Origin of the sequence: Kineosporia babensis, from assembly GCF_021129305.1 — a bacterium.
Taxonomy (GTDB): domain Bacteria; phylum Actinomycetota; class Actinomycetes; order Actinomycetales; family Kineosporiaceae; genus Kineosporia; species Kineosporia babensis.
The window spans coordinates 16195-40630 of the sequence record NZ_JAJOMB010000036.1 but is presented as its reverse complement, the minus strand read 5'-3'; the positions used below and the strand labels follow the sequence as shown (position 1 = coordinate 40630).

The 24436-nt window shown below is 68.3% G+C and carries 13 protein-coding genes and 1 CRISPR repeat array; all 13 genes read left to right on the top strand.

Translation table 11 applies throughout. The annotated features are described in order from the left end of the window. The first annotated feature begins 1 nt into the window (after position 1). On the top strand, positions 2–1459 hold the full coding sequence (gene csb2 / locus LR394_RS39015) for a type I-G CRISPR-associated protein Csb2 (RefSeq protein ID WP_231449757.1): 1458 nt from the start codon (positions 2–4) through the stop codon (positions 1457–1459). Further along, entirely contained in the window at positions 1456–4653 is a 3198-nt protein-coding gene (gene cas3g, locus LR394_RS39010; RefSeq protein WP_231449756.1) for a type I-G CRISPR-associated helicase/endonuclease Cas3g, read from the top strand. Before csb2 ends, cas3g begins: the two co-directional genes overlap by 4 nt. After that, complete coding sequence (locus tag LR394_RS39005) at positions 4650–5708, top strand: type I-G CRISPR-associated protein, Cas3-extension family (RefSeq protein WP_231449755.1); 1059 nt, start codon at positions 4650–4652, stop codon at positions 5706–5708. Before cas3g ends, LR394_RS39005 begins: the two co-directional genes overlap by 4 nt. After that, positions 5705–7441, top strand: coding sequence for a CRISPR-associated endonuclease Cas4g/Cas1g (gene cas4g/cas1g / locus LR394_RS39000; protein WP_231449754.1), 1737 nt, complete (start codon positions 5705–5707; stop codon positions 7439–7441). Before LR394_RS39005 ends, cas4g/cas1g begins: the two co-directional genes overlap by 4 nt. A gap of 21 nt (positions 7442–7462) precedes the next feature. Further along, complete coding sequence (gene cas2, locus LR394_RS38995) at positions 7463–7747, top strand: CRISPR-associated endonuclease Cas2 (RefSeq protein ID WP_231449753.1); 285 nt, start codon at positions 7463–7465, stop codon at positions 7745–7747. Between the two features lie 172 nt (positions 7748–7919). Beyond that, a CRISPR array of direct repeats spans positions 7920–10594; the repeat unit is 36 nt; unit sequence CCGTTCCCGGCCACCCGGCCGGGCCTCCATAGCGAC. A 461-nt stretch (positions 10595–11055) separates the two neighbouring features. After that, entirely contained in the window at positions 11056–11703 is a 648-nt protein-coding gene (locus LR394_RS38990) for a hypothetical protein (RefSeq protein ID WP_231449752.1), read from the top strand. A 1027-nt stretch (positions 11704–12730) separates the two neighbouring features. Next, positions 12731–13174: a pilin gene (locus tag LR394_RS38985; protein ID WP_231449751.1), complete on the top strand. Its 444-nt coding sequence runs from the start codon at positions 12731–12733 to the stop codon at positions 13172–13174. A 4-nt stretch (positions 13175–13178) separates the two neighbouring features. Beyond that, complete coding sequence (locus tag LR394_RS38980) at positions 13179–14816, top strand: hypothetical protein (RefSeq protein WP_231449750.1); 1638 nt, start codon at positions 13179–13181, stop codon at positions 14814–14816. Positions 14817–15007: 191 nt separating this feature from the next. Continuing rightward, complete coding sequence (locus LR394_RS38975; RefSeq protein WP_231449749.1) at positions 15008–16126, top strand: PrgI family protein; 1119 nt, start codon at positions 15008–15010, stop codon at positions 16124–16126. Continuing rightward, on the top strand, positions 16123–18381 hold the full coding sequence (locus tag LR394_RS38970; RefSeq protein WP_231449748.1) for a VirB4 family type IV secretion system protein: 2259 nt from the start codon (positions 16123–16125) through the stop codon (positions 18379–18381). Before LR394_RS38975 ends, LR394_RS38970 begins: the two co-directional genes overlap by 4 nt. A 298-nt stretch (positions 18382–18679) precedes the next feature. Continuing rightward, complete coding sequence (locus tag LR394_RS43485) at positions 18680–21550, top strand: type IV secretory system conjugative DNA transfer family protein (RefSeq protein ID WP_231449747.1); 2871 nt, start codon at positions 18680–18682, stop codon at positions 21548–21550. Between the two features lie 466 nt (positions 21551–22016). After that, the gene (locus tag LR394_RS38960) at positions 22017–23432 is read left to right on the top strand and encodes a replication-relaxation family protein (RefSeq protein WP_231449746.1); all 1416 of its coding nucleotides are present in this window, start codon (positions 22017–22019) and stop codon (positions 23430–23432) included. A gap of 365 nt (positions 23433–23797) precedes the next feature. Further along, on the top strand, positions 23798–24409 hold the full coding sequence (locus tag LR394_RS38955) for a hypothetical protein (protein WP_231449745.1): 612 nt from the start codon (positions 23798–23800) through the stop codon (positions 24407–24409). Positions 24410–24436: the final 27 nt, after the last annotated feature.

Sequence of the window (24436 nt, the reverse complement as noted above, 5' to 3'; positions counted from 1 at the left end):
CATGCCTCTGACCCTGACCATCGACTTGCTCACCGGGACGTACGAGGCCGCCCAGGTCGAGGACCCCGCACATCCGGAGTGGCCGCCACATCCGGCTCGCGTGTTCTGCGCACTCGTTGACGCTGCCCGTAGCAGCGCTGACGACGAGGCCCTGACCTGGCTGGAACAGCAGCTCGAACCCTTGATCATTGCGACTGAGCGGGCACAGGGCTTCTCCCGGACCGGTTACGTGGTCACGAACAAGGTCGTCACCAAGGGCGGAAGCCAGACGCACCTGGGCCGGACCAATGGCCTGAGGACCCGGGCCGGCGCAGTTCCGGAATCACCGCGGGTACGGATGGTCTGGGGTAACGACTGCCCTCCGCACGTAGCGCAGAGCATCGACGACATGGCACGACGGGTACCGTATCTGGGTCGATCAAGCGGAATCGCCCTGCTGGGTGCCCAGGCGGAAACGAAGGAACCCCTTGTCAGCGCGGGGGAGTCGGTGTTTTCCCGCTGCGACCTGATCGACTGCGACCAGATGGTGCGCGTGCCGTACCCCGGGTTCCTCGATGAGTTGCGTGAGAGCCACGACTTCGGCCGATCGTCCTGGGAAACTGCTCGCTACAGCGGATACCGCTGGCGCCGCCCAGCCGTCGTCCCGCCCACCAGTCATCCGGTTCGTCCTTCCGTGTACTCCGACATCGTGATCCTAGGATTCTCGGGGAGTGCCCCGGACGGCCGCCTTGCTGTGCGTTACACCCAGGCGCTGCGCAGCGCCGTCCTGCGCAACTGCCGTGGCGAGGCACCCGAGGCTTTGCACGGCCATGAGGCGGACGGCACCCATAGTCGTTCCGGGCGCCCGCACGTGGCGTTTCTGGCGTTGCCGGATGTCGGGCATCAGTATGCTGACGGCCACCTGCTCGGCCTGGCGGTTGCGGTTCCTGATCTGCCCGAGCCGGAACGCCGCCAGATCCTGGCAGCGGTTCTCGGGCTGCGTCAGAACGACCGAGGGCTGATACAGCTGAAGGTGCGTGACCTGGGGTCGGTCGACCTGCTGCACCAGCCCGGACTTGTGCATCCCTGGGGCGGAACACCCGAGAAATGGCGTCAGGGCAGCCGTCGCTGGATCACCGCCACACCGTTCGTGTATGACTACGAGCCGAGACGGCCTCGAGACCTGGCCCGCATCCGCCGCTCGGTGCGGATGATGGGCCTACCGGAACCGGCCGAGGTGATCTTCAGCCGCGATCCGCTCCAGCGAGGCGCGGTCCGGCTCCGCCCGCAGGATCTTCCTCGGCGGTCTCTGGGGCGTTCCTACGGTCACGTCGAGCTTCGCTTCGAGGAGGTCGTGGCAGGACCGCTGCTGCTGGGAGCAGGGCGCTACCTGGGAGTCGGCCTTTTCGCGCCGGCGCCCGAAAACGTGGACAAGGACGCTGGCCACGGTGTGTCCCCCTCGATGGTGACGTCGGCGTGAGCGGAGCTGGGCGTCTGCGGGCTGAGGATTTCGGTGCGTTCTATCGGGCGGTGCACACCGTTGACCCGTTTCCCTGGCAAGAAGAACTCACAGCGCAGATCCTGCGCGAAGGGACCTGGCCCGCGCTCGTTGATGTCCCCACCGGTCTGGGCAAGACCTCGCTGTTGGACATCGTCCTGTTCGTCACCGCGGCCGAAACCGACCCAGGAGCACGTGCCCGGGCAGGGCGACGGCGGATCCTGTTCGTCGTCGATCGTCGTCTCGTCGTCGATGAGGCATTCGAGCACGCCAGCTCAGTCCTGAAGGTCCTGAGCGACCCTGAGCAAGGGAACGCCTCGCCGGTCCTGAATCGCGTGCGCGCCGGCCTGGCCCGCTACGCGCCAGATGCTCCGGACATCACGACGATGCCGTTCACCCTTACCCGGATGAGAGGAGGGACGACCTGGGACGCGTCGTGGGCAGACCGACCTGACCGGGTCGCCGTGGTCCTGGCAACCGTGGACCAGGTCGGCAGCCGATACTTCTTCCGCGGCTACGGTGTTGCGCCCCGTCGTCGGTCCATCGACGCTGCCCTGGTCGGGACCGACGCGCTGCTCCTGGTCGATGAGGCCCATCTGGCGGTGCCGCTGACGACGAGCCTACGAGCTGCCGCCCGCCGGGACCGGACAACCCTGCCTCTTCCCGGCCTGTCGATAGTCTGCCTGTCCGCAACCGACCGGACCTGGACGGAGCAAGCGGGGGAGACGACCTTTACCCTCGACGTTCTCACCCATCAGGAGCACCCTGTTGCTGGGAAGAGGCTGACCGCCGTCAAGAAGCTCGATCTGCTGCCGGCCGCCAAGAACCGCGTCGTCAAAGCCGCTGTCTCCGCGGTCACGGATCATCTGAGCATGCTGGAGGGAACGTCGCCGGACGGCTGGGCGCCGGTCGCCCTGGTCGTCATGAACACGGTCGACGACGCCAGGGCGGTCCACACCCAACTCCTGCACGAGATCGAGACCCACAACCGTCCAGAGTCAGCACCGAACGCAGCTGACGTCCTCCTTCTCATCGGACGCTCCCGTCCGGCCGACCGCGCTCGGATCCAGGAACAGGTTCTACAGCTGTTCGGGACCACGCGGAAACCACGCACCCGGGCAGCAGTTCTGGTGGCTACCCAGACCGTGGAGGTCGGAGTAAATCTGGACACAGATCTTCTCGTCACCCAGACCGCGCCCTGGGACGCCCTCGTGCAACGGCTGGGACGCCTCAACCGCATGGGAACCATGAACGAGCGTTTCCCCGGCGGCACGGCCCGAGCTGTCGTGATACACGATGGCAGCGAGCGAGTCCCGGTCTACGGGGGCTCCGCCGTGGCTACCTGGCAACGTCTGCTCGACCTCAGGCGCGAACATCCGGAAGGGCTGCCGGTCTCACCCTTGCAATGCCGGGAACTGAACACGCATTTCGCCGACGGAACCTGCAAGGTAGCGCTGCCGGAGATTCCTGTTCTGCAGAGCCCGACCCTCGATGCCTGGGCCCGCACCGCCCCCGTTCCACTCAACGACCCGCCGGTTCACCCCTTCCTGCACGGGATGGACGGAGGCACCCCACCGGTTCTGATCGCCTGGAGGAGCCGCCTGCTCGACGAGGGCGCCCCGGCGAAACAGGAGTACAGGGACACGGATCCGTTTGATGACGACTTCGGGCCGGTCGGCCAGAACGCTCGTCTCGCGGCGGCCTGGCTGACCGAAGTTCCGATCCGATCCTCCGAACAGGTCGAAGTCCCGTTCATTGCTGCCCGCAACTGGATCGCAGGGCTCGTCTCTGTCCCGATCGGGGACGTGGACATCGGCGGTGAAACCGAAAAGCGTTTCAAAACTGAACGTCCCGCCTTCAATGTTCTGGCAAGACGAGTACGTGACGATGCCGGTCAAGAGGACGGCGAAGTCGGCTGGCAATGGATCGGCGCCGACCAACTGCGCCCCGCCGACGAGATCGTGGTCCCTGTCGAGTTCGGTGGCCTTGACCCGTACGGCTGGCACCCCAGCAGCACCCAGCCGGTCCAGGACGTCAGCGAGGCAACCACGTTCGCCCCAACTCGCTCGGCGCATGCCCGAGGAAGCCTGAGCTTGGACACTACCCTGATTGAACGCCTGGGAATCGCCCCGGCATCATCGAACCCTGGCCAGGGGCAAGAACTGTCCGGTGCGCAGACTGACGGACCAGAGCATGACGCACCCGGCAGGATCCATGAGACCATCTCGGATTTCCTGGCCGCCTACGACGACTTCGCCGATGTCACTGCCCTGACGTCCGAACTCGCGGAGGTACTACCGGCGATGCCTCCTCCTGGGCGTGGTTGGACAAGAGACAGCTGGCGACGACTGCGTCGCTGGTTGGACTCACCTCCCCATGCCGTGGAGGTACTGGCTCGCAGCGACGTTCACGGAATGGGCTACCACCGGCTCGGGATTCTGCTCAGCGGGCGCATCCCGAGCGAACCGATACTCAGCGGCACCGACATGCCCGACTGGGACGAGAACGACGAAGTCGCAACGTCGGTGGCCAGACCGAGAAGGAACCTTACTGGCGCTGCTCGACAAGTCACTCTTCAGGATCACCATCAGGCCGTCCGGGCCCGGGCTGGTCAGATCGCCTCAGCGCTGGGCCTGCCGGACGAACTCAGGACCGTCGTCGAGGATGCTGCCGGCTGGCACGACCTGGGCAAGACGGAGCACCGATTCCAGGTCATGCTTCACGCAGGTGACGAGACTCAGGCGCTTCTTGCCGACGAACCACTGGCCAAGTCCGGGATGGACCCTGCCGACCCCCTGATCTGGCGGCGATCACGAGCACAGTCCGGACTGCCGGCCGGTGCCCGCCACGAGGCATGGTCATCAGCCTTGGTCCAAGCCCATCTCGCGACCCGCGAAGCAGCCTACCCGGGTGACACTGACCTCCTCATCCACCTCGTCGCCAGCCATCACGGCCATGCCCGCCCTCTGCTGCCCGCCGTCGTCGACCCCAGACCCCGGCTCATCAAGGCCGACATCGCCGGCTCGACGGTCTCCGTCTCCTCCGAGGACACCGTCGATCTCACACATCCCGGCCGATTCGACGACCTCAACCACAGGTACGGACGATGGGGCTTGGCCCTGCTGGAGACGATCGTCCGGTGCGCTGACATGACTGTCTCGGCGGAGGGATCATGACCAGGAAAGCCACACCACCATCCGAACTGCCGATCGAGCACCCAGACACCACTACCACCGGCGAAAGCGTTCTCTCCCTCCCTGCTCTCGACGGGCGCACCGTTCTCGGTTTCCTGGCAGCTCTGGGAACATCCCGGCTCCTTCGGACCGTTCTGCCCACCAGTCGAATCCGTCTCTCCTGGTCCAGGGAGAATGCCAGCGCGCTGCTGCACTCGCCGCTGCCCGACCTGGACGCCGTCGTGGACATGCTGTACGGAATCGTCCTGAGCATTCCTGAGGGCGGTGTCCTGCCAGGGCTCCCAGCGGACCTTCCACCCCGCGGTGAAGCACCCGACCGGTTGCGCTTACCTCGAGCGGACTGGCGGTTCTATGCCGAAAGCGTTTTTGAGGCAACCGGTGATGCTGGTGAACGGTGGCTCTCCTGCCTGATCACGGACCTGAGCACTGACCGCGATAACCTTGTTCAGTTCGGTGTCTTCACCGCCACCTCGGGAAAACAGTCATCCCGCACGATGCTCGAGAAGCCGTTGGCGCTGGTGCGGGAGAACCCGCAATTCCTGTTCGAGGCGTTCACATCCTGGCGCCGGGTACCAGGCGTCAGCGGTGAATACCTCGATCACCGAGTGCTGTTCGATGCTGCAGACGCCCCTGATGGCACATCCGCCGAGCGAGGTGTTCCCGGCGCGACCTGGCTCGCCCTGATGTCCTATCCCCTCCTGCGCACCACCGTGACGCGACAACACCCCACCAGCAGCGGATGGCAGCCACTGGGCCCGACGCAGGCCGACCATCGACTTGTCTGGCCGCTCTGGAGCCGTCCCTTGGACAACAGCGCTGCTGTGACGCTGCTGGAACACCCACTCCTGGAGGGGGTTGCCCCGGGCCGCCCTGAAGAACCCCGCGCCGCAGCTCTGGAGAAACTCTCCATCTTCTGGATCAACCACGCCGAACGGCGACTTGTCCCCGACCGGCAGTTCGCGGGTGTGCTTGCCCCGACCACACAGATGCCCACATCCAGGCCGTCGCGGCGCGTTCATCGGCGCGGACCCCGATGAACCACGAATTCCAGGACAAGCCGACTGAGCCACAAGAAGGTGACCCGGACCAGAACATGACGTCCAACTTGGAGTCGCTGCCAGATCTGGTCCCGGCTCGGATGGTCAACGAATTCGTCTACTGCCCACGACTGTTCCATCTTGAATGGGTCCAACAGCGCTTCGTCACCAGCGACGATGTCGAAGAAGGGCTCTACGTCCACAGGGTTGTCGATCAACCGGGAGGCGACCTTCCCGAACCTGGCCAGCACGACCCGGAGCACGCCGCCGGACGTACGGTGCGTTCCTACTGGCTCTCATCCCCGGACCTGGGCGTCACAGCCAAGACGGACGTCATCACTATCGCAAACGATGGCACCGTGACCCCGATCGACTACAAGAAAGGATCCCCCGACCCGCGAGGCCGTCCGTGGCCGAGCGACGAGATCCAGTCCATCATTCAGGCGCTCCTGCTCAGCGACGCCGGCCACACGGTTCGCCACGCTGAAATCTGGTACGCCGAAACGCGCCGACGGGTGACCATCGAAATCACTGAGAAGCACCGCGAGCGTGTCAGGGCGGTTCTGGCCGACCTCAAGGAAGTCGCCGCGTCCGACAAGCCGCCCCCACCCTTGAAAGACAGCCCCAAATGCCCTGCATGCTCACTGGTGTCGATCTGCATGCCGGACGAGATCAACACCCTCCGAACACGCACGTCCCCAGCGCCTCGTCGCGTCATGGTGGCCGATCCCGACAGCCGCCCCGTCTACGTCAGTGAACAGGGTGCTCTCGTTGCGGTCCGCCGTGGAAGGCTCGAAATTTACCGAGAGAAAGAGAAACTCGGAAGCTACCGGCTCATCGACGTCAACCAGGTCAACGTGTACGGCAACATCACCATCTCGTCCCAGGCCATGCGCGAGCTCTTCGACCGGGAAATCCCCGTGGCCTGGTTCTCCTACGGAGGCTGGCTCACCGGCATGGCCGCTGGCTTGCCCAGCAAGCATGTCGACATGCGCCGCGCCCAATACACGGCAAGTACCGAGGTCACCCTGGCCATCGCGAGCCGCATGATCAACGGAAAGATCCGAAACTGCAGGACGCTCACCCGAAGAAACAGTCGCCCAGACACCCAGCGGATCATTGAACAACTGGGGCACCTGGCCGAGAGAACCATGCAGGTAGAAGGGTTTCCCTCGCTCCTCGGTGTGGAAGGAACCGCAGCCCGGCTTTACTTCGCAGCCTTCACCGGCATGCTGAAGCCTTCCACCGATGTCGACATCACCAGCTTCGACAGCAACGGCCGAGCCCGACGCCCGCCCCCGGACCCCGTCAACGCTCTTCTCTCCTTCACCTACGCGCTCCTGGTCAAAGACATCACCGCAGCCATCCACCTCGTCGGACTCGACCCGTACCTGGGCGTCTACCACCGTCCCCGATTCGGACGCCCTGCCCTGGCCCTCGACGTCGCTGAAGAGTTCCGTCCCATCATCGCCGATAGCACCGTCATCCAACTGATCAACAACGGCGAGATCCGCCAGCACCACTTCACCCAACGCGGCGGCGGATGCCAACTCGAACGCGAGGGCAGAACAGCCGTCATCGGCGCCTACGAACGCCGCCTCAACCACGAGATCCGCCACCCCGTCTTCGGATACCGAGTCAGCTACCGGCGGGCCATCGAAGTCCAGTGCCGGCTCCTCGCGGCACACCTTGTCGGCGAACTTCCCGAATACACACCACTCACCACCCGCTGACCCCCAACGCCGGGAGGAAACATGGCCCGCCGCCGCCACCTGATCGCCTACGACATCCGCGACCCCACCCGCCTCAGGCGAGTGGCCAAGACAATGGAGGAGTATGGCGAGCGACTCCAGTACTCGGTCTTCGTCTGCGACCTCAGCCGAACCGAACTCATCCACTGCAGAGCCGCGGTCGAAGAACAGATGCACCTCACCGAAGACTCTGTAATCATCGTCGACATCGGCAGCCTGAACGGCCAGCAATTCACCTTCGTAGGACAACCCCTGAAGCTACCGAGCAACGGGGTACGGATCCTGTGAAGCCTGCGAGCGGTCCAATGACCGCCCGCGCACGCTTGAGCGCTCGCATGCAGGTCAGAGGCATGATGATCAAGGAAGCCTGCGGAGCTCACTGCAGAAACCCAGTCACGGATTGTGAGCGCTCGCAAGTTGCTGTAAAGATGCAGGTCAGCTACGCCAAATATGGCGAGCCCCGTTCCCGGCCACCCGGCCGGGCCTCCATAGCGACGGGGACAGCATCATCGACCCGAGCACAGCACACTCGGCCGTTCCCGGCCACCCGGCCGGGCCTCCATAGCGACGCCGAGTTCCGTGGTCAGACGGTCGATCACGTCGGTCCCGTTCCCGGCCACCCGGCCGGGCCTCCATAGCGACGTGCGGGTTGTGGAAGAACGGGCGCCGGTCCAGGCCCCCGTTCCCGGCCACCCGGCCGGGCCTCCATAGCGACGTCTGCCGCGCTGCTGCAACCCCCGGGCCTGGCCCACCCGTTCCCGGCCACCCGGCCGGGCCTCCATAGCGACCGGCGGCGGCTCCTGGATCGTCTACGAAACCCCGAACCGTTCCCGGCCACCCGGCCGGGCCTCCATAGCGACCGCTCGGCGAGCGTCCGGACGACCCGGTTGACCTCGGCCGTTCCCGGCCACCCGGCCGGGCCTCCATAGCGACCTGTGAGCATCGAGTCCCTAACAGTGGTGATGCACCACTCCGTTCCCGGCCACCCGGCCGGGCCTCCATAGCGACATGTATGACCCGGCGTCTCCGTACACCCAGTCCTGCCTCCGTTCCCGGCCACCCGGCCGGGCCTCCATAGCGACGCCTCCAGCAGTTCCTCGGGCGCCTTGTAGGTAGGCGCCGTTCCCGGCCACCCGGCCGGGCCTCCATAGCGACAACGCCTCCGCGTACTTCTCCGGGTCCTCGCTGGCGCCGTTCCCGGCCACCCGGCCGGGCCTCCATAGCGACACGTCGGGGCGGAGGTCGCCGTGTCGCACGAGCTGCGTCCGTTCCCGGCCACCCGGCCGGGCCTCCATAGCGACAACCTGCATATCCAATGCGATGGAAGTAACCCGCGTCGAGCCGTTCCCGGCCACCCGGCCGGGCCTCCATAGCGACGTCACCTTGCCGGGCCTGCAGTTACAGGGGTGAACGATCCGTTCCCGGCCACCCGGCCGGGCCTCCATAGCGACCAGTAGCCGCCAGTAGTACGTCCGCTTCCCGTACTTCCCGTTCCCGGCCACCCGGCCGGGCCTCCATAGCGACCGGTGCGTGAGAGCTTGTACCGCAACAGCATCCGGCGACCGTTCCCGGCCACCCGGCCGGGCCTCCATAGCGACCGGTGCGTGAGAGCTTGTACCGCAACAGCATCCGGCGACCGTTCCCGGCCACCCGGCCGGGCCTCCATAGCGACGTCGACATCGGCGCCCTGATCAAGAGCGGCACGGACACCGTTCCCGGCCACCCGGCCGGGCCTCCATAGCGACTTGTCGGGCCCGAAGGTGATGAAGGTGCCGTCGGCGGTCCGTTCCCGGCCACCCGGCCGGGCCTCCATAGCGACCGCTAGGTCGTCCTCTTCGAGACGCAGCGGCATGAGCCGTTCCCGGCCACCCGGCCGGGCCTCCATAGCGACGTCATGTACGTCGTCCTCCACGAGACGGCGGTCAGCCGTTCCCGGCCACCCGGCCGGGCCTCCATAGCGACGACGCCCACCTCGGCGACATGCAGGCCGAAGCCGCCGGCCCGTTCCCGGCCACCCGGCCGGGCCTCCATAGCGACGCCACCTCGAGCAGCACGTCGGCGTGGCATGGCTGGCCCCGTTCCCGGCCACCCGGCCGGGCCTCCATAGCGACCTGGTGGTGCGGCGGGTCCAGGCCCGATGTTGTGGCGCCGTTCCCGGCCACCCGGCCGGGCCTCCATAGCGACCGGAGAGTCCCGCCCGGGTGAGCGCCATTGGTGTACCCCGTTCCCGGCCACCCGGCCGGGCCTCCATAGCGACTCGGCTTGTACGACCGAGGCTGATTCGGTGAACGACCGTTCCCGGCCACCCGGCCGGGCCTCCATAGCGACTCTCGTCTGCGAATCGTCTAGAACCACACCCCCGCCGCCGTTCCCGGCCACCCGGCCGGGCCTCCATAGCGACTACTGGGTTCGCCAGGCTGGCGTCCACGAGGACCGCCCGTTCCCGGCCACCCGGCCGGGCCTCCATAGCGACACCCTCACATGATCTTCGCCGGGGCTACGGGGGCGGGCCGTTCCCGGCCACCCGGCCGGGCCTCCATAGCGACACCAGAAGCGCTCGAGCACCGGATGATGGGCAACCTTCCGTTCCCGGCCACCCGGCCGGGCCTCCATAGCGACAAGCCCGCTGGCCTACGTCGAGATCGCCGGCACCAACGCCGTTCCCGGCCACCCGGCCGGGCCTCCATAGCGACCGCCATTCGTCGGCGGCGACCGCCGCTGAGACGCGGGCCGTTCCCGGCCACCCGGCCGGGCCTCCATAGCGACCCAGTACGGGAACAACGCATCCCACCTCGGATGCAGGGGACCGTTCCCGGCCACCCGGCCGGGCCTCCATAGCGACGACGACCTGTGGGTCCTGCCGTCCTGCCGCATCGACCACCGTTCCCGGCCACCCGGCCGGGCCTCCATAGCGACGACGGTGCAGCCGCGGGCGGTGGCCTGGACCTTGGAGTCCGTTCCCGGCCACCCGGCCGGGCCTCCATAGCGACGCACATGGACTGTGCGGTGGTCGGTTACTCGTCGCCCGTTCCCGGCCACCCGGCCGGGCCTCCATAGCGACATCGCGAGCCATTGCTCGGCGGGCATCCGGTCTCGCCACCGTTCCCGGCCATCCGGCCGGGCCTCCATAACGACCGGAACGCGATCCGGCAGCGGACCGCCGACGAACCGACCCGTTCCCGGCCCCTCGGCCGGGCCCCATAGCGACTTGAGGGGAACGGGGTCGTCCATTCGCGATGCCCGTTCCTGGTCAGGGACTGTCCCGGTCAGGGGTCCTGTAGATCCGTTGGCCTGGTTGACCGTGGTGCTTCGACTGGGACGGTCGGTCGTGTGACGCAGTTGGCCGAGTTGGCTTCGCCGTTGGTCCTGTTGATCTGGTCAACAAGGAAACGGAGAAGGCTGGATAGCGGGTAGCCGGGCGAGCCGGTGTCTTCGAGTTGTGGAGGTTCGTTGTGGCTGGTGCCTCGCTGCCGCATCAAGAGCGAGCGGTGTGCTCGCGTTCGGGATGGAGGCCCGGTGGTGGGCTTCTTGCGGGTGTTGAACGTGCTGTCGAGGCCAGCCCTGTTCTTCCGGTGCTCTGGCCGTCCGGAATGGTGATGCCGGAAGCGACTGCATCGGGTGAAGAGCACAGACCCGTGACTCCCGCGGTTCTGCGCAAGGTGCTGATGTCGCCCAATACCTCGGGGGATCTGCAGGACGAGGTGTGGCGACGCCTGATTCGGTGGGCACGCGAGGTCGGCAGCGACGGGAAGCCTGTCTGCGTGGCAGTGGCGGCTCCTGCGTTGTCGCGGCAGGTTAGCCATTTGGCGGCTGGTTGCTCGGCTAGCGCTGTGGTTGGTCTGGATGACCTTGAGGCCGAGGTGGTCGTGGGATTTCTGGAGCGGATCGGGACGCTGGACATTGACGATCTTGCGGTTCGGCGAGTGTGCGGGCGTCTGGTTGATGCGGGTGTGCGCAGGGCCCGGCGTGCCGTGCGGTTGGCGGATGCTGAAGCCCGGGACGACTTGGACGCTTGTGTGAGTCTGGCCGCGGCATCGGGGCACCCGGAGACGGTGTTGTGGCGTGCGGTCAGGGCCGGGGTGATGGCGCCGGAGGAGAGCGAACTGATCGCTCGCACCCGTCTTGAGGGTCGCACTTTGAGCGCGGAGGCGGTTCGTCAGGAGGTGGGCCTGCGAACGGCGTGGACCCGTCGGCGTCAGGCTGAGACTCAGCTGCTCGAAGCTCTGCGCATCGACAGCATCTGAGCAAATCGGCTACCCGATCGCGTCCACCTCATGGACACGTCACTAACTTGGTTGCTGGAAGACGGATTTCGCTAGCAGTCTTCTGGGGTCTGCGCAGGAAACGGTCATCATGCAACCGGCATCGATCGTCTTTGACGGGCGTCGCTGAAGGGTTCGGCGACACCGTGACCCAGCAGACGATTGGTTCTGCAGCAGCGCCCGGAGAAAGCTCGTGGCCGGTGCTTGTTACCAACGGTTGACGTGGTGGATGGGGCTGGTTGATCGGTTTGTACGCCGGTGAGGCGTGCACATGCCAACCAGCGGGCTTTGGACAGATGAAGCCGCTCGCGGAAAGGCATCCCTGAAAAGCACTGTTCGAAGGTTCGGGGAGTCGCGGCGTCTCATGTTCTGTCGGTTCGGGCCGGCAGAGCCCGTCCGTCCTGTCCGGCCGGTTGCGTCCTTCTCTGATGCAGAGAGCGGCGGGCCGGCCATGACCGTGTCCCCGCTGACGCTTTAAGTGCTGGAGCGGGGGCTGGAGGAGCCCATGACACAGCCGTCCGACCCCTACCCCGTTCCACCAGTGTGTTCGCGCTGGTTCCTGCGGCGGGTGCCGCTCCATGGCCCAGCAGTCGGTCAGCGGAGCCGGCACCGCGCCCCACAGTTTCGCTCCTGTGGTCGGGCGGAGCGTGGACTTGGTCCTCGGCGTCCTGGCCCGGTGCACCGCAACGATGTTCTCTCGCGTGGGTTCTGGGTGGCCCGCCGGGGCCGTTGCTGGAGGACCGAGCATCGGCGCCATCGGGACGGGTGGCTGCGCTGTGCGAGAAGGATGGCTGCCGTGCGCAAGCGCTGGATGGGCCTGCTGTGGGATGGACGGATCGCCCTGTGGTGGGCGCAAGAATGGGTGGCTGCCCGGCTTCGCCCCGTCACCGGGAGGGCGACGGAACGTCCCGTGAAAGGGTACTGGCGCGGAGGGGCTCGCCGGGGATGCGTGCTTGGGCTTCGGTCTGCGCGATGGTGGTGGGGACGCAGAGCCCGGGGGTTGCTGCTGATGACGATCATGGTGGCGCTGCTGGTGTATGTCCTGCTCGTGCTGGCTGCCCCGGGCAGAGCGTCAGCGTCATCGAGTCGGGTGTTGACGGCGAATCTTGTTGTTGCGGCTTCGAGGCCGTGGAATGCGGTCCCTGCTGCAGCGACATCGGGTGGGGCTGGGGTATTGGTGCGCTCTCAGCAGTTGCCGGCGCCGCAGGATCCGGGGCAGGCTGCTGATCTGCCAGTCGTCATCAACAACGCGACGGACTGGCTGCGTCAGATCGCCCTGGTGGTAGCCACCTGTGCGCTGACATTGGCGGGCCTGTTCTATCTAGTGGCGCGTGATCCGCAGTCGGTCGACCGGGCCAAGGGTTTCGCCTCGGCGGCTGTTCTGGGGTATGCGCTGGCGTTGCTGGCCCCGCAGATCCTGGCGATCGTTCAGTCGATCCTTGGGGTGGGGTGATCTGGTGCCCGATTTCGTGATGCAGGATCTGTTCGGGTTCTTCTGGAAGGGTTTTGCCGGGCCGCTGAACGTTGTCCTGCTGTGGGTGAAGGACCTGATTCTGCGGGTGCCGGCGGTGACCACGCAGCAGCCGGTCATGGATCTGGCTGCGCGTTCGCTGCAGATGGTGCAGGCCGGGTATGTGGTTCTGGCCATGATCGCGGCGGTGCTGGCCCTGGGGCACGGCGGTTTGAGCGGAACGTTCTCGGCCAAGGATGTCCTGCAGCGGATGGTGCTGGGATTCGTGGCGGCCCACGAATCCACCTGGATCGTGCGGCAGTTCACGGACGTGACCAACGCGCTGATCACCGGACTGGCTCCGAGCGGTCTGGAGACGCTGGGTGATCTGGGAGTCAGCGAGATCTCGGTGGACGACGTTCTACCCAGCCATCTGATTCTGAGCACGGTCCTGTTTGCGCTCATTCTGTTCCTGCTGTTATGGCTGGTCGTCAGCTGGCTGGTCCGGTTCGCCGGGCTGTCGATTGCGGTCGGGCTGGGGCCGTTGGCGCTGGCCTGTCATGCGGTGCCGTGGCTGGATCCGATCGCGCAGGCGTGGTGGCGTGATGTCAGTGCGGTCATGCTCACTGTCTTGGGGCAGGCGCTGACCATGCATCTGGGCATTCTGCTGTTCATGGATCCGGGTCCGCAGGGCACGGACCTGGCCGCCTTCAGCGGCACCGACAACCTGATCAATCTGCTGCTGACCCTGTGCCTGCTGATCATGGTGCTGCGAGTGCCTGCTGTGGTGGCTCGGGCGTTGCCGGCCGGTGGTTTCGGTGGGGGTGGGCGCGGATTCAGCGTCTTGGGTGCTGTCGTGCGGGTCGGCCTGGCTCGCCAGGTCACGGCGGCAGGGGTCGCCTTGATGGCACGGAAACTGAATCCAGGTCGTCTGCGTGGTCTGGACGGCCTGGATGGGGTCGGTCTGCTGCGTCGGATCCCGGGTGGGCGGCGCTTCGGCCTGCGGGCGCGCAGCGTTCCCGACGGCGCTCGTGCCGGCTCGCGCTTGCCTTCCCGTGGCCGATCGGGCCGACGGTCGCTGACGGGCCGGAGCGCGACGTTCGGCATCGCTGCTCCGGCGCAGTCGGCGGTGAAGGAATCCCGTACCGCCCGCACCGCATCATCGGGACGGCGCTCGGGAGCCCCGAACGCTGGTGGCCGGCAAGAACGGGGCGAGGCGACGGGCCAGGGCGCTCAGAATCCGCCGGGATCCGGTCGGCGGCGCCGCCGCAATCCGGAAACAGCTGAGGAAAGAGCTCAAAGGCTTGCCGCTCAGCAGGTCAGAAGGCGCGCTGGGCAGCGCGCAAGGGCGACCAAGCGACGCAACCGTCTGCGTAACGCCGAGATCGGTCGGCGCATAGAAGCGGACAAGCGGCTGGCCAAGCGGGGGAAAAGTCGTCCACCCCTGGACTCACCGTCTCTGCAGGCCTGGCGGGCCGGAGCGCAGGATCCCGCAGGCTCGCGCGGAGAAGGTCGCTCAACCGGTGGCGCTCGGGCCGGGAACCGTAAGCCTGCCTCACCGCGGTCCCGGCCGTCAGGACCGTGGTCAGGCCTCATACCGCCGTTCTCACGGCGGCGCAGGAAGAACGACAAGCCCGATTCCTGACACCCCCTGTTCCTGCCGAGCACGTGCTCGGCAGGAACAGATGGGCGAACGGGTCATGCGTTCACACCCGGCTGTTCCAGCGGTGCACGTGCCATCACCCCGACGCACCGCACCGGAGACGGGCCCTGCGGTCTGGTGCTTTCACGGCAGAGGTGTTGGGGCAGTAGTGATCACGAGCGAGGGAGATAGGTGTGTCTCAGAACGATAGTCAGGACGAGGAGCCGGTGCGCGCGCGGATCAGCGCGGATCTGGATGCCCCGGACCGGATCCTGGCCGGGCTCAGCGCCCGGCAGCTGCTGGTGCTGTCGCTGGCGGGTGCGCCGGTCCTGCTGGCCTGGCGGCACCTGGGGGACCAGGCTCCGTGGCAGGTGCTGCTGGGCGGGAGCCTGATGGCGATGTGCCTGGCTTTCGTGGCGTCGCTCGGCTCCCGGGACGGGTTGAGCCTGGACGGATGGGTGCTGGCTGCGGTGCGCTACCGGCTGCGGCCCCGCCGGCGTTACGGTCGCGCCTACGAACTTTCGGACGATCCTGGTTCCGAAAATGACTATGTGGAGGGTCTTTTCCTGCCCGGTCCGGTCCAGGGGGTCGACGAGCGGGGTGTGATCGTCACCGACGATGGTCGATGTGTCGCGCTGGTGGCCTGTACAAGCGTGCCCACGACGCTCAGCACGCACGCCGATGACGCGGTCCTGGCCGCCAGGAACGCCCAGTGGCTGAACTCTCTGTCCGGGCCGGTGCAGGTCCTGCTGCAGAGCCGTCCTACCGACCTGACCGCTGCGGCCCTGGACCTGGCCGGCGCGGCCGCTGGACTGGCGCATCCTGACCTGGCCCGTGCAGCTCTGGATCATGCCGAGTTCTTGCTGGACATCAACGAGTACGAGCAGCCGCTGCGCCGTGACGTCCTGATCGCCTGCGGCGGGAACACGTTCACCCCGTTCTCCGGCGGAGACGTTTTCGCCCGGCTGCGCGGGCTGTGGTCACCGCACCCGGTGCCATCGCATGGCGGGCCGGTCTTCTCCCGGGCCACGACAGCCGCGGGTTCCCAGGCTCTGGCCAACGCCAGTCGCACGCTGGAGCACCTCGAAGCTATCGGGGCGCGCGCCAGGATCCTGACCAGCGATGAGGTTCTCGACGTGCTGGACACGGTCTGGGACCCCTTCGCGACGGAGCCGCTCGAGGACCGGAACCTCGACGATCCGCACCTCAGCGACCGCGAGACCCTCAGCGAGTTCCGCAGCCCGGCCCGGCATACCGGGCCCGCAGTGCCAGATTCCCCTGCGCTGGGGGACGGGTGGGGTGAGCGCCGATGAAGCGGCATCTGAGGGGCGCGCCGGCGTCCACGCTCACCGAGTCGCTGCCGGCCCCCTCGGACCCGTCGAGTGCGGCTGCGCCCGATCGGCGGGAAGACGTCACGGCTGGTGGTTTCGACGACGAGGTGCTCGATGGTGATGATCTGGCCGAAGGCGAGGTCCTCGTGACCGCGACCTGTCTGCGGGTGCGAGGTACGTGGTCGGCATCGCTGGTAGTGGACGGTTTCCCGCCGGAGGTGTCGATGGCCTGGCTGAGCCCGTTGACGTCGTGGCCGGGTGTGGTGGACGTGAGCCTGCACGTGGAGCCCATTCCCACGGCCACGGCCATGTCCCGGATCCGGCGTCGGAGGGTGCGGATGGAGTCCACCCGCCGGCTGGAGGCCGACAAGGGCGCCCTGGAGGACCCGTTGACCGAGGCGGCCAGCCAGGACGCCGGGGAACTAGCCGACAAGGTCGCCCGTGGTGTGTCCCGGTTGTTCTTCACCTCGCTGGTGCTGACGGTGCACGCCCGGTCCCGTGAGGGGCTGCAGGAGGACCTGGAGGACCTGCGGGCGGCCGCGGCGGCGATGCTGCTGAACACGCACGTGCTGACCTGGCGCCAGGAACAGGGCTGGGTCAGTTCCCTGCCGGTCGGGGCCAACCGGAGTGGCTCGCGTCGGATCATGGACACCGACGCTCTGGCGGCGGCCTCGCCGCTGTCCAGCGCTGACCTTCCCGGCCCGCTTCCGGGAGAACCAGCGGTCGCCCATGTCGGCACCGGTGGTGTCCTGATGGGACTGAACCTGGTCTCGGGGGCGGTCGTCGGGCTGGATCGCTGGAGCCTGGACAACCACAACATGGTTGTCCTGGCCCGATCGGGCGCCGGTAAGTCGTACGCGGTCAAGGTGTCCATCCTGCGCGAGCTGTACCGGGGCACCCAGGTGTCGGTCATCGACCCTGAGCGCGAGTACCTGGAACTGGCCGAGCAGGTCGGCGGACGGGTCATCGAACTGGGTGCCCCGGGCGTCCAGGTGAACCCGTTGACCCTGGCGGCCGGTGACCCTGACGCGTACGTGCGTCGCTGCCTGTTCGTCCACACGCTCATCGACGTCCTGCTCGGTGAGGTGATGTCCCCGCACGAGAAGGCCGTCCTGGATGTGGCGGTCCGGCTCACGTACGCCCGCGCCGGGATCACGGCTGAGCCTCGCACGTGGTCCCGAGGTGCCCCCAGCATGCGTGACCTCGTGACCGCTCTGCATGACCTGGCGGAGGGCACCGACGGCGTCGCGTCCCCTGCCGCAGTGTCCTTCCCCAGGGCACCTGTCGGTGAGACACCAGGGCAGACACAGCCCGGGGCAGAGGCAGGGACAGGGGCAGGGGCGCCGCGTCCGGCGCCCTCACCGGGCGCTGACCGCCTCAACACCGCAGGGGCACCGGAGGCGGCCGCGGCCCTAGCCGCCCGGCTCGCTCCCTGGGTCACCGGGTCGTTCAGTCGTCTGTTCGACGCCCCTGCTCCCGGGGCGGCCTCACCCGGTGAGGGGCGTCCCGTCCTACCGGCTGAGACGCCCTTCGGGGCGCCTCAGGGCGCCCCGTCGCGCCCAGAGGAAGGGCACTTGGTGGTGTGGTCCACGCGCCTGCTGGCCGAGGAGTTGCGCCCGGCCGGGATGCTCCTGGCGATCGATGCGATCTGGCGGAGCGTGGACCGCGGCGCGCCTGCGGGCGAGCGTGCACCCACGACCCGGGCGGACGCCCACATGGCCGAGGGGCACCTGCGTGAGGGGCACCAGGGCACCGCTCATGGGGGCACCGGCGCTCCGGAGATGGTGCCCCTGGACGGGCACGAGCAGGACGCACGGGGCGGTACTCGTCCGCGGCGGCTCGTGGTGGTGGACGAGGCGTCGCTGTTGCTGTCCGAGCCGGCCGGGGCACGGTTCCTGGCGCGGTTGGCCAAGACCTCCCGCAAGAGGGTCGCGGGGCTGACGCTCATCACTCCGGACGTCCTGGACCTGCTGGGCAGCGACCTGGGGCAGGTCATCCTGGCCAACGCCGCGAGCGTCCTGCTGCTGCATCAGTCCCCGCAGGCGATCGGTGACCTCACCCGGGCCTGCGCCCTCAGCCCCGGTGAGGCCCAGTTCCTCACCACCGCTCGCCGCGGCCAGGCACTGCTGCTGGCCGAAGGACGTGTCCCCCTCGAGATCGTCGCCTCCGCCCTGGAACACCAGATCGCCGCCGCCCCACCCCGGGATCTGCACGAACCAGCCCACCACCGGACCTGAGGCCGTAACCGCCCCTACGTCAGTGATCGACAAGCCCCGCCAGTCTCCAACGTCAACAGGACCCACAGACCCGAAGGTCCACAGGGCCCGCCGGTCACCACGACCCACAGGCTTGCGCAGTCAACAGCGTCCACGGGACCAACAGCGTCCCCGGATCAACAGATCCACCGGGTCAACCACGTTCACCAGGTCAACAGCGCTCACCGGCCTGGAACCGCGACAGCCCGTGTGCCAGGGCCACGAGATCGCCCGCAGCACCTCCCACCTGCTCCTGCCCTTACCGTCGAAGGAGATGATCGTGACCGTTCGAGCGTTGCTCCTGCTCCTGTCCCGCCCGTTCGAGATAGAGGTGCCTTCGCCCTCGAACCCGGTGGGCGAGCGTCTGAGCGGGTGGGGTGATCGCCTCGCCCGGATCATGACCTGGCTGCAGGCCGAACCCGGCCGGGGCCTGCTGCTGTCGGTGCTGGCCGGGATGGCGGCGGCCGGTGCGAGCATCGGTGCGGCGCTGCTGTACCGGTGGTGGCAGGAACGATCCCACCGGTGGCTGATGGACGGCGCCCAGGAGATCGTCCTGTACCTGCCCCTGGAGGTGGACCCGGGCGGCGTGCAGCTGTGGTGGACGCAGGTATTTGCTCATCTGCGGCGCGCACCTCGCTGGCGGCCCTGGCGGCCCTGGCGGCCCTGGCGGCCCTGGCGGCCCTGGCGGGCGCCGGCTCATGTGGCCTTCGAATTCCGTTGGACCGGTATCCAATTGACGCTGGCGGTATGGGTGCCGGGCGCCTGCGACGTGCAGGCGTTCGCGGCCGCCGCGAAGGCGGCCTGGCCCGGCAGCGAGACCATCATCCGGGATGCCCGTTCCGGGTTCGCGCCGGTCGCTCCATCTGCGCAGGGCGGCCGGACGCACGACGTTCAGCAAGAGGTGCCTGCGCTCGCCAGTGCAGGTCTTGCGCTGCAGTCTGCGCGCGTGGACTGGCTGCCGTTCGCTGCTGTGGGCACTCTGCCGGTGGAGCCGGTGCGGGCCCTGTTGGAGCAGGGAGCGCGGCTGGAACGTCACGAGAGCGCGTGCGTGCAGGTATGTGTGCGGCCCGTCGGGCGGCGGGCCGAGCATCGTCTGCGGGCCGGCGCTGCTGGGACCAGCAGCGGACTGCCCGGTGGGGCGCGCGTGGTGGAGTCCGCGGCGATCGGGTTGATGCGTGGGGCGGCGTTCGTGCTGGGGGCGGCCTCCGGTCTGCTGTCGGCGATCTTCTCGGGCCCTTACGGGGGTGCACGCGCTGGCTCCGGGACGCGTTCGGCGTCCCGGTTCGGTTCGTCCCCGACGGGTTCGGGCGTGGGGTACGGACCGGGGGCCGGCAGGGGCGGCGCGGCGTCCCTGGATCCGATTCAGACACGCCAGCGGCGTGAGGGGGTGGAGAAGGCGCTCTCCGGGCCGTTGTTCGAGGTGGGGGTGCGGGTCGGGGTGACCCGTCTGCCTCGTCCTACGGCTGCGCCGAAAGAGCGGAGTACGGCGTCCCGGTCAGGTGGGAGAGGGCGCAGGTGGCGGGCGGTGCTGCCGCGAGGACGGCAGACGATGGAGCCGGCTGGGCAGGTGGCGGTGCGACGTAAGGCATGGGCGCTGGCCGACGCTCTGGGGGTGCATCAGGCGGCCAACCGGTTCGTGCACCGGGCGGTGCCGCAACCGGTGGCGGTGATGAATCGTCGGCGTCTGGCACGTCCGTTCGTGCTGGGGCTGGCGGAATTGGCTGCCGTGGCGGCGGTGCCCACGGACATGGCGGTGATGGGGCTGGAACGGGCCGGGGCGCGGATGGTGCCGCCGCCGGCCGAGATCCTGGCCGGGGGCCGCTCGCTCAAGGCGCTGGGCCGCGCCAGCCTGGGGGAGCGGGCGGTGGGCCTGGCGGTGGCCGATGCCCGTCAGCACGTGCACATCGTGGGTTCCACCGGTGTCGGCAAGAGCACCCTGATCGCGCGAATGGTCCTGTCCGACGTGCACGCCGGGCGCGGGGTGATCGTCATCGATCCCAAAGGTGACCTGGCGCTGGACATCCTGGACCGGCTACCCGCCCAGGCCGTACCCCGGCTGACGCTGATCGATCCTGCTCAGGGCCAGTTCGGCGGTGGATCGGCCCGCTTCAACCCCCTGGAGGTGGGACACAGCAGCCCCGAGGTGGTCGTCGACACGGTGGTGTCCATCTTCCGCAACATTTTCCGCGAGTACTGGGGCCCGCGCATGGACGAGGTCCTGCGGGCCTGCTGCCTGACCCTGATGCGCTCGGAACACAACCGGCTCGACCTGATCCCACGGCTGCTCAGCGACACGACCTTGCGCCGGGAACTGGCCGCGAGCGTGGCCGACAACCCTGGCCTGCACGACTTCTGGTCCCGGTACGAGACGTGGATGCTGCAGGGCCAGGTCGAGCAGCTGACCGGCGCGGCCCGGGCCCGGCTGCGGCAGGTGCTGATGCGCCCGTTCGCGACCGACACGTTCGCCGGTGGCGTGTCCACGTTCGACATGACCGACGTGCTCAACGGGGGCGTTCTCATCGCCCGCCTGCCCTCGGGGGAGATGGGCGCCGATACCTCCCGCCTGATGGGATCGCTGCTGGTGGCGCTGGTCTGGCAGGCGGCCACCGCCCGGGCGGCCCTGCCGGAGAGCCGCCGGCGTGATGCGGCCCTGTACGTCGATGAGGCGCACACCATGCTGAACCTGGACACCAGCCTGGAGGACATGCTGCCCCAGGCGAGGGCTTTCCATCTGTCGATGGTCCTGGCCCACCAGAACCTCGACCAGTTCGACCCCGCCGCCCAGCAGGCGTTGGACGCCAACGCCCGGACCAAGATCTTCTTCACCGCCTCACCGCGTGATGCCCGGCAGATGGCCCAGCACACCGAGCCGTACCTGAGCGAGCGCGATCTGACCCGGCTTCCCGCGTACACCGCGGCGGTGCGGCCTCTGATCAGCAACAAGGTCGCGCAGCCGTTCACCATGAGTACCGTCCCCCTGTCCGAGGCGCCCCGAGGCACCCGGCGCTCCTGGCGCAGCCAGGTGGCCCAGCACGCCCCGGAACCCCAGTCCACCCGCCCGGACCCGGGTACCCACCAGCGGCCTGAACGGCCTGAACGGCCCGGTGGCAGCGGCACGGTGAAAGACGCCGGGACGGAGGGCCGGTCGTGATCGCGCGGGCACGGGGCCGTGCTCCCCGGTGGGTCCACACCCCTAGCGCTACTCCTGCCTGTACCCCTACGCCGCTTCCTGGGCGCGGGGGTGCGCACGCCCGCTTCGCCCGGCGCCACGTCAACAGGACCAACAGGGCAGGTCACGGGCCCTTTACGTGGTCTGTTCGTCAGCGGGTGCAGGTCCGACTATCTCTGGGGGAGATACCCCTGGAGGGGGCGGCCCCCGTACGGCCGCACCTGACATCGCCGGGCTGGGTTCTCTGCTGCGCTCACTCCCGCGGGCCCTCCGTGCTCTGGCAGTGGCCTGCCGCAGCCTGTTGGGCGTCCGGACGGCGTGAAGGAAGTGCGCTGATGTCTCATCGGTGCGCTGGGCTGTCAGGGCTGTCAGGGCCGCCACGACGCGGCACGGATGGCATCGGGGCGGCCAGGCCGGCCGGTGAGAGGTTCGCGGTCGGGGGAACAGCATGAAAGACGAACACCCCCAGCCGCTGACCTCCATCCCGAGCCCGGACGCTGACGCGGCGCCCGGGTCAGCACCGCAGCGGCAGGGCGGCGTGCGCCGTCCCCGCGCACCGGCGCCCGGCCGCGCCCGGCGGGCGCCGTCGCCGTCGTCGTGGCTGAAACGAGCGCACCACCTGCAAGCTCGTGACGAGGTCGTCCTCGTGCACCTGTATCGCCACACGACCCTGACCAGCGGGCAGATCCGTGACCTGGTGGGCGCCTCGGTGAACTCCACCCGCAGGCGGCTGGGTATTCTGCGCCGGCAGGGCTGGATCGACAGCTTCTGGACCCGCCGGTCCGGGCTCCTGCTGCCCCAGCACTGGGTCCTGGCCGAGGCCGGACACCGGTGGGCAGCCTTCCACGAACACGAACAGCCCCTGACCGCCCGGCAGTTGCGGGTGCGCACCGAGGCTGTGGCCGCCGGCACCCAACTGGCCCACACCGATGGCATCCACGACTTCTTCGTCGGCCTCGTCCGAGCTGCACGGATCCTGAGCAGCCCGGACAACGAGCCACTGGACCTGCCGTCGCACGCAGGAGCACCCGCCTCGCCCGGCCGCCGAACCCTGTTAGCGCCCCAGGACCCGACCGAGGCCGAAGCTGAACCACTGCGAGCCCATCCACCGGGCCGGTACCGGCTGGCCCGGTGGTGGTCCTCCGCCCATGTCGGCAACCGGCTCAACATGATGGTCCGGCCCGACGGTCACGGCGTATGGGAATTCCAGGCCGTCGAAGCCGTTCCGAGCCCGGATGCGCCCTCCTGCAGTGATGAACCGGTGGAGGTCTGCGCGGATCAGAACGGCACGCGCCTGCCTGCGCCGGAGACGACGGCTGCGGAGGGCTCGGAGACCGAAGGCGCGACATCACCGGCTGTCCCCAGGGCCCATCAGGTGGGGTTCTACCTCGAATACGACCGGGGCACCGAGACCCTGGAACGGCTCGTCGCCAAGATCGGGCCCTACCAGCGGATGCGCACCGAACGGTTCGGCCCCGACTGGGTGCTGCTGTTCGTGCTGCCCACCCTGAGGCGCGAGAGCAACGTGCACCGTGCCCTGCACGGGCTCACCGTCTTCGGTGGCCCAGCCACCCCGGCCCCCAGCATCCCGCGGGGCGATCTGCCGGTCTTCACCACGAACCAGCACGAGATCGATGCCCAGCAGCTCCTGGGGCCCGCTGCAGCTGTCTGGTGGCCGCTCACCCCTCCTCAGGAGCCGCCGGGCTCGTTCAGCCCGCCACACCCGCGCCTACGGCTGGCTCAACTCCCCGCCGGGCGGGACCTGCACTGGTATCTGGACCCCGGAGCGCCCACACCAGCTGACGACCCTCTGCGCCCTTTGCGGGAGCAAGCCCACCGCATGGGCAGCCCGCCGCGTCCCTGATCGCCGGAGACCCACAGCGCTAGCCACGGCGTTTTTGCTGGTAGACCGGCGTAGGTCTGGTGGTGAGGCTCGTTTCTGGCCCCGGGAAGCCCGAGCCGCTGAGCGGAGAACAGGTTTCACCCACGTGGCCAACCAGCGGCGCCAGCGCGCGCCGGTGAACGCCGTTGGTCTTGCTGAGTGGACGCTGTTGGTCCTGTGGACCGGAACCCTTCAACGAGAACCCCCTCGAAAGGCTGAGCAGGTCGCACGCTGGCAGGCAGCAGCGACGTGGGCGCAGGACGCCAGCCCCGATGGACCCAACACATCGCACCCACTGCGCCACGTCATCGACGGATCTCGACGGATCTCGACGGAATGGGGAACCCATGCACCTGACCAGCCTGATGCTCGATGCTCCCGGACGGCCGCTGAGCACCTACCTGCTCGCCGACGAGGGCGAGGTGCTGGCCCGGCTTCGGGAGCAGTTCCCGTCGGTATCGACCTCGGTACCCGACGAAGAACTCGTGCACGTCCTGAACACGCAGGGGGTGCGCACCAAGATCGTGCGCCACGACATCTCGGACCTGATCGCCGCCCAGATCCCGGCGGGTGAGGGCTCGAGCACGTACGGAGACCTGTTCCGTTACGACACCTATCTCTCCCCGAACAGCGCCCGCCAGGGTCAGTTCCTGCGCCCGGCCACCGCTCTGGAGGCCGCGTACTCGCGCAGCTGCGCTCGCCTGGACGGCGGCCTGGGCGTCTTCGGTGTCCATCCGGTGCTCGCCGACGGCCGTGCCGCCCGGGCGACCGGCCCGGACGGTTGGCAGAACGCCCACCGCGGATTCCTGCACCACGGCACACCGGCCTGGGACCGCGCCCTCCTGTCGAGCAGCGTCCGCTACTACCGGGTCGATGCGATCCCCGCCGAGGCCAACCTGCCGGACCTCACCAGCATCAGCGAGATCAGCACCAGCATGGGGGAGACGAGCTCCAGCTGAGACCCGTTGCGCCACCCCACTCCACGA

Bases quoted from the DNA above. Each gene is read 5' to 3' on its own strand.
- LR394_RS38985 (WP_231449751.1), top strand. From the start codon at position 12,731: ATGACGATCATGGTGGCGCTGCTGGTGTATGTCCTGCTCGTGCTGGCT.
- LR394_RS38990 (WP_231449752.1), top strand. From the start codon at position 11,056: ATGCCGGAAGCGACTGCATCGGGTGAAGAGCACAGACCCGTGACTCCC.
- cas4g/cas1g (WP_231449754.1), top strand. From the start codon at position 5,705: ATGAACCACGAATTCCAGGACAAGCCGACTGAGCCACAAGAAGGTGAC.
- LR394_RS38960 (WP_231449746.1), top strand. From the start codon at position 22,017: ATGAAAGACGAACACCCCCAGCCGCTGACCTCCATCCCGAGCCCGGAC.
- LR394_RS38955 (WP_231449745.1), top strand. From the start codon at position 23,798: ATGCACCTGACCAGCCTGATGCTCGATGCTCCCGGACGGCCGCTGAGC.
- csb2 (WP_231449757.1), top strand. From the start codon at position 2: ATGCCTCTGACCCTGACCATCGACTTGCTCACCGGGACGTACGAGGCC.
- LR394_RS39005 (WP_231449755.1), top strand. From the start codon at position 4,650: ATGACCAGGAAAGCCACACCACCATCCGAACTGCCGATCGAGCACCCA.
- cas2 (WP_231449753.1), top strand. From the start codon at position 7,463: ATGGCCCGCCGCCGCCACCTGATCGCCTACGACATCCGCGACCCCACC.
- LR394_RS38970 (WP_231449748.1), top strand. From the start codon at position 16,123: ATGAAGCGGCATCTGAGGGGCGCGCCGGCGTCCACGCTCACCGAGTCG.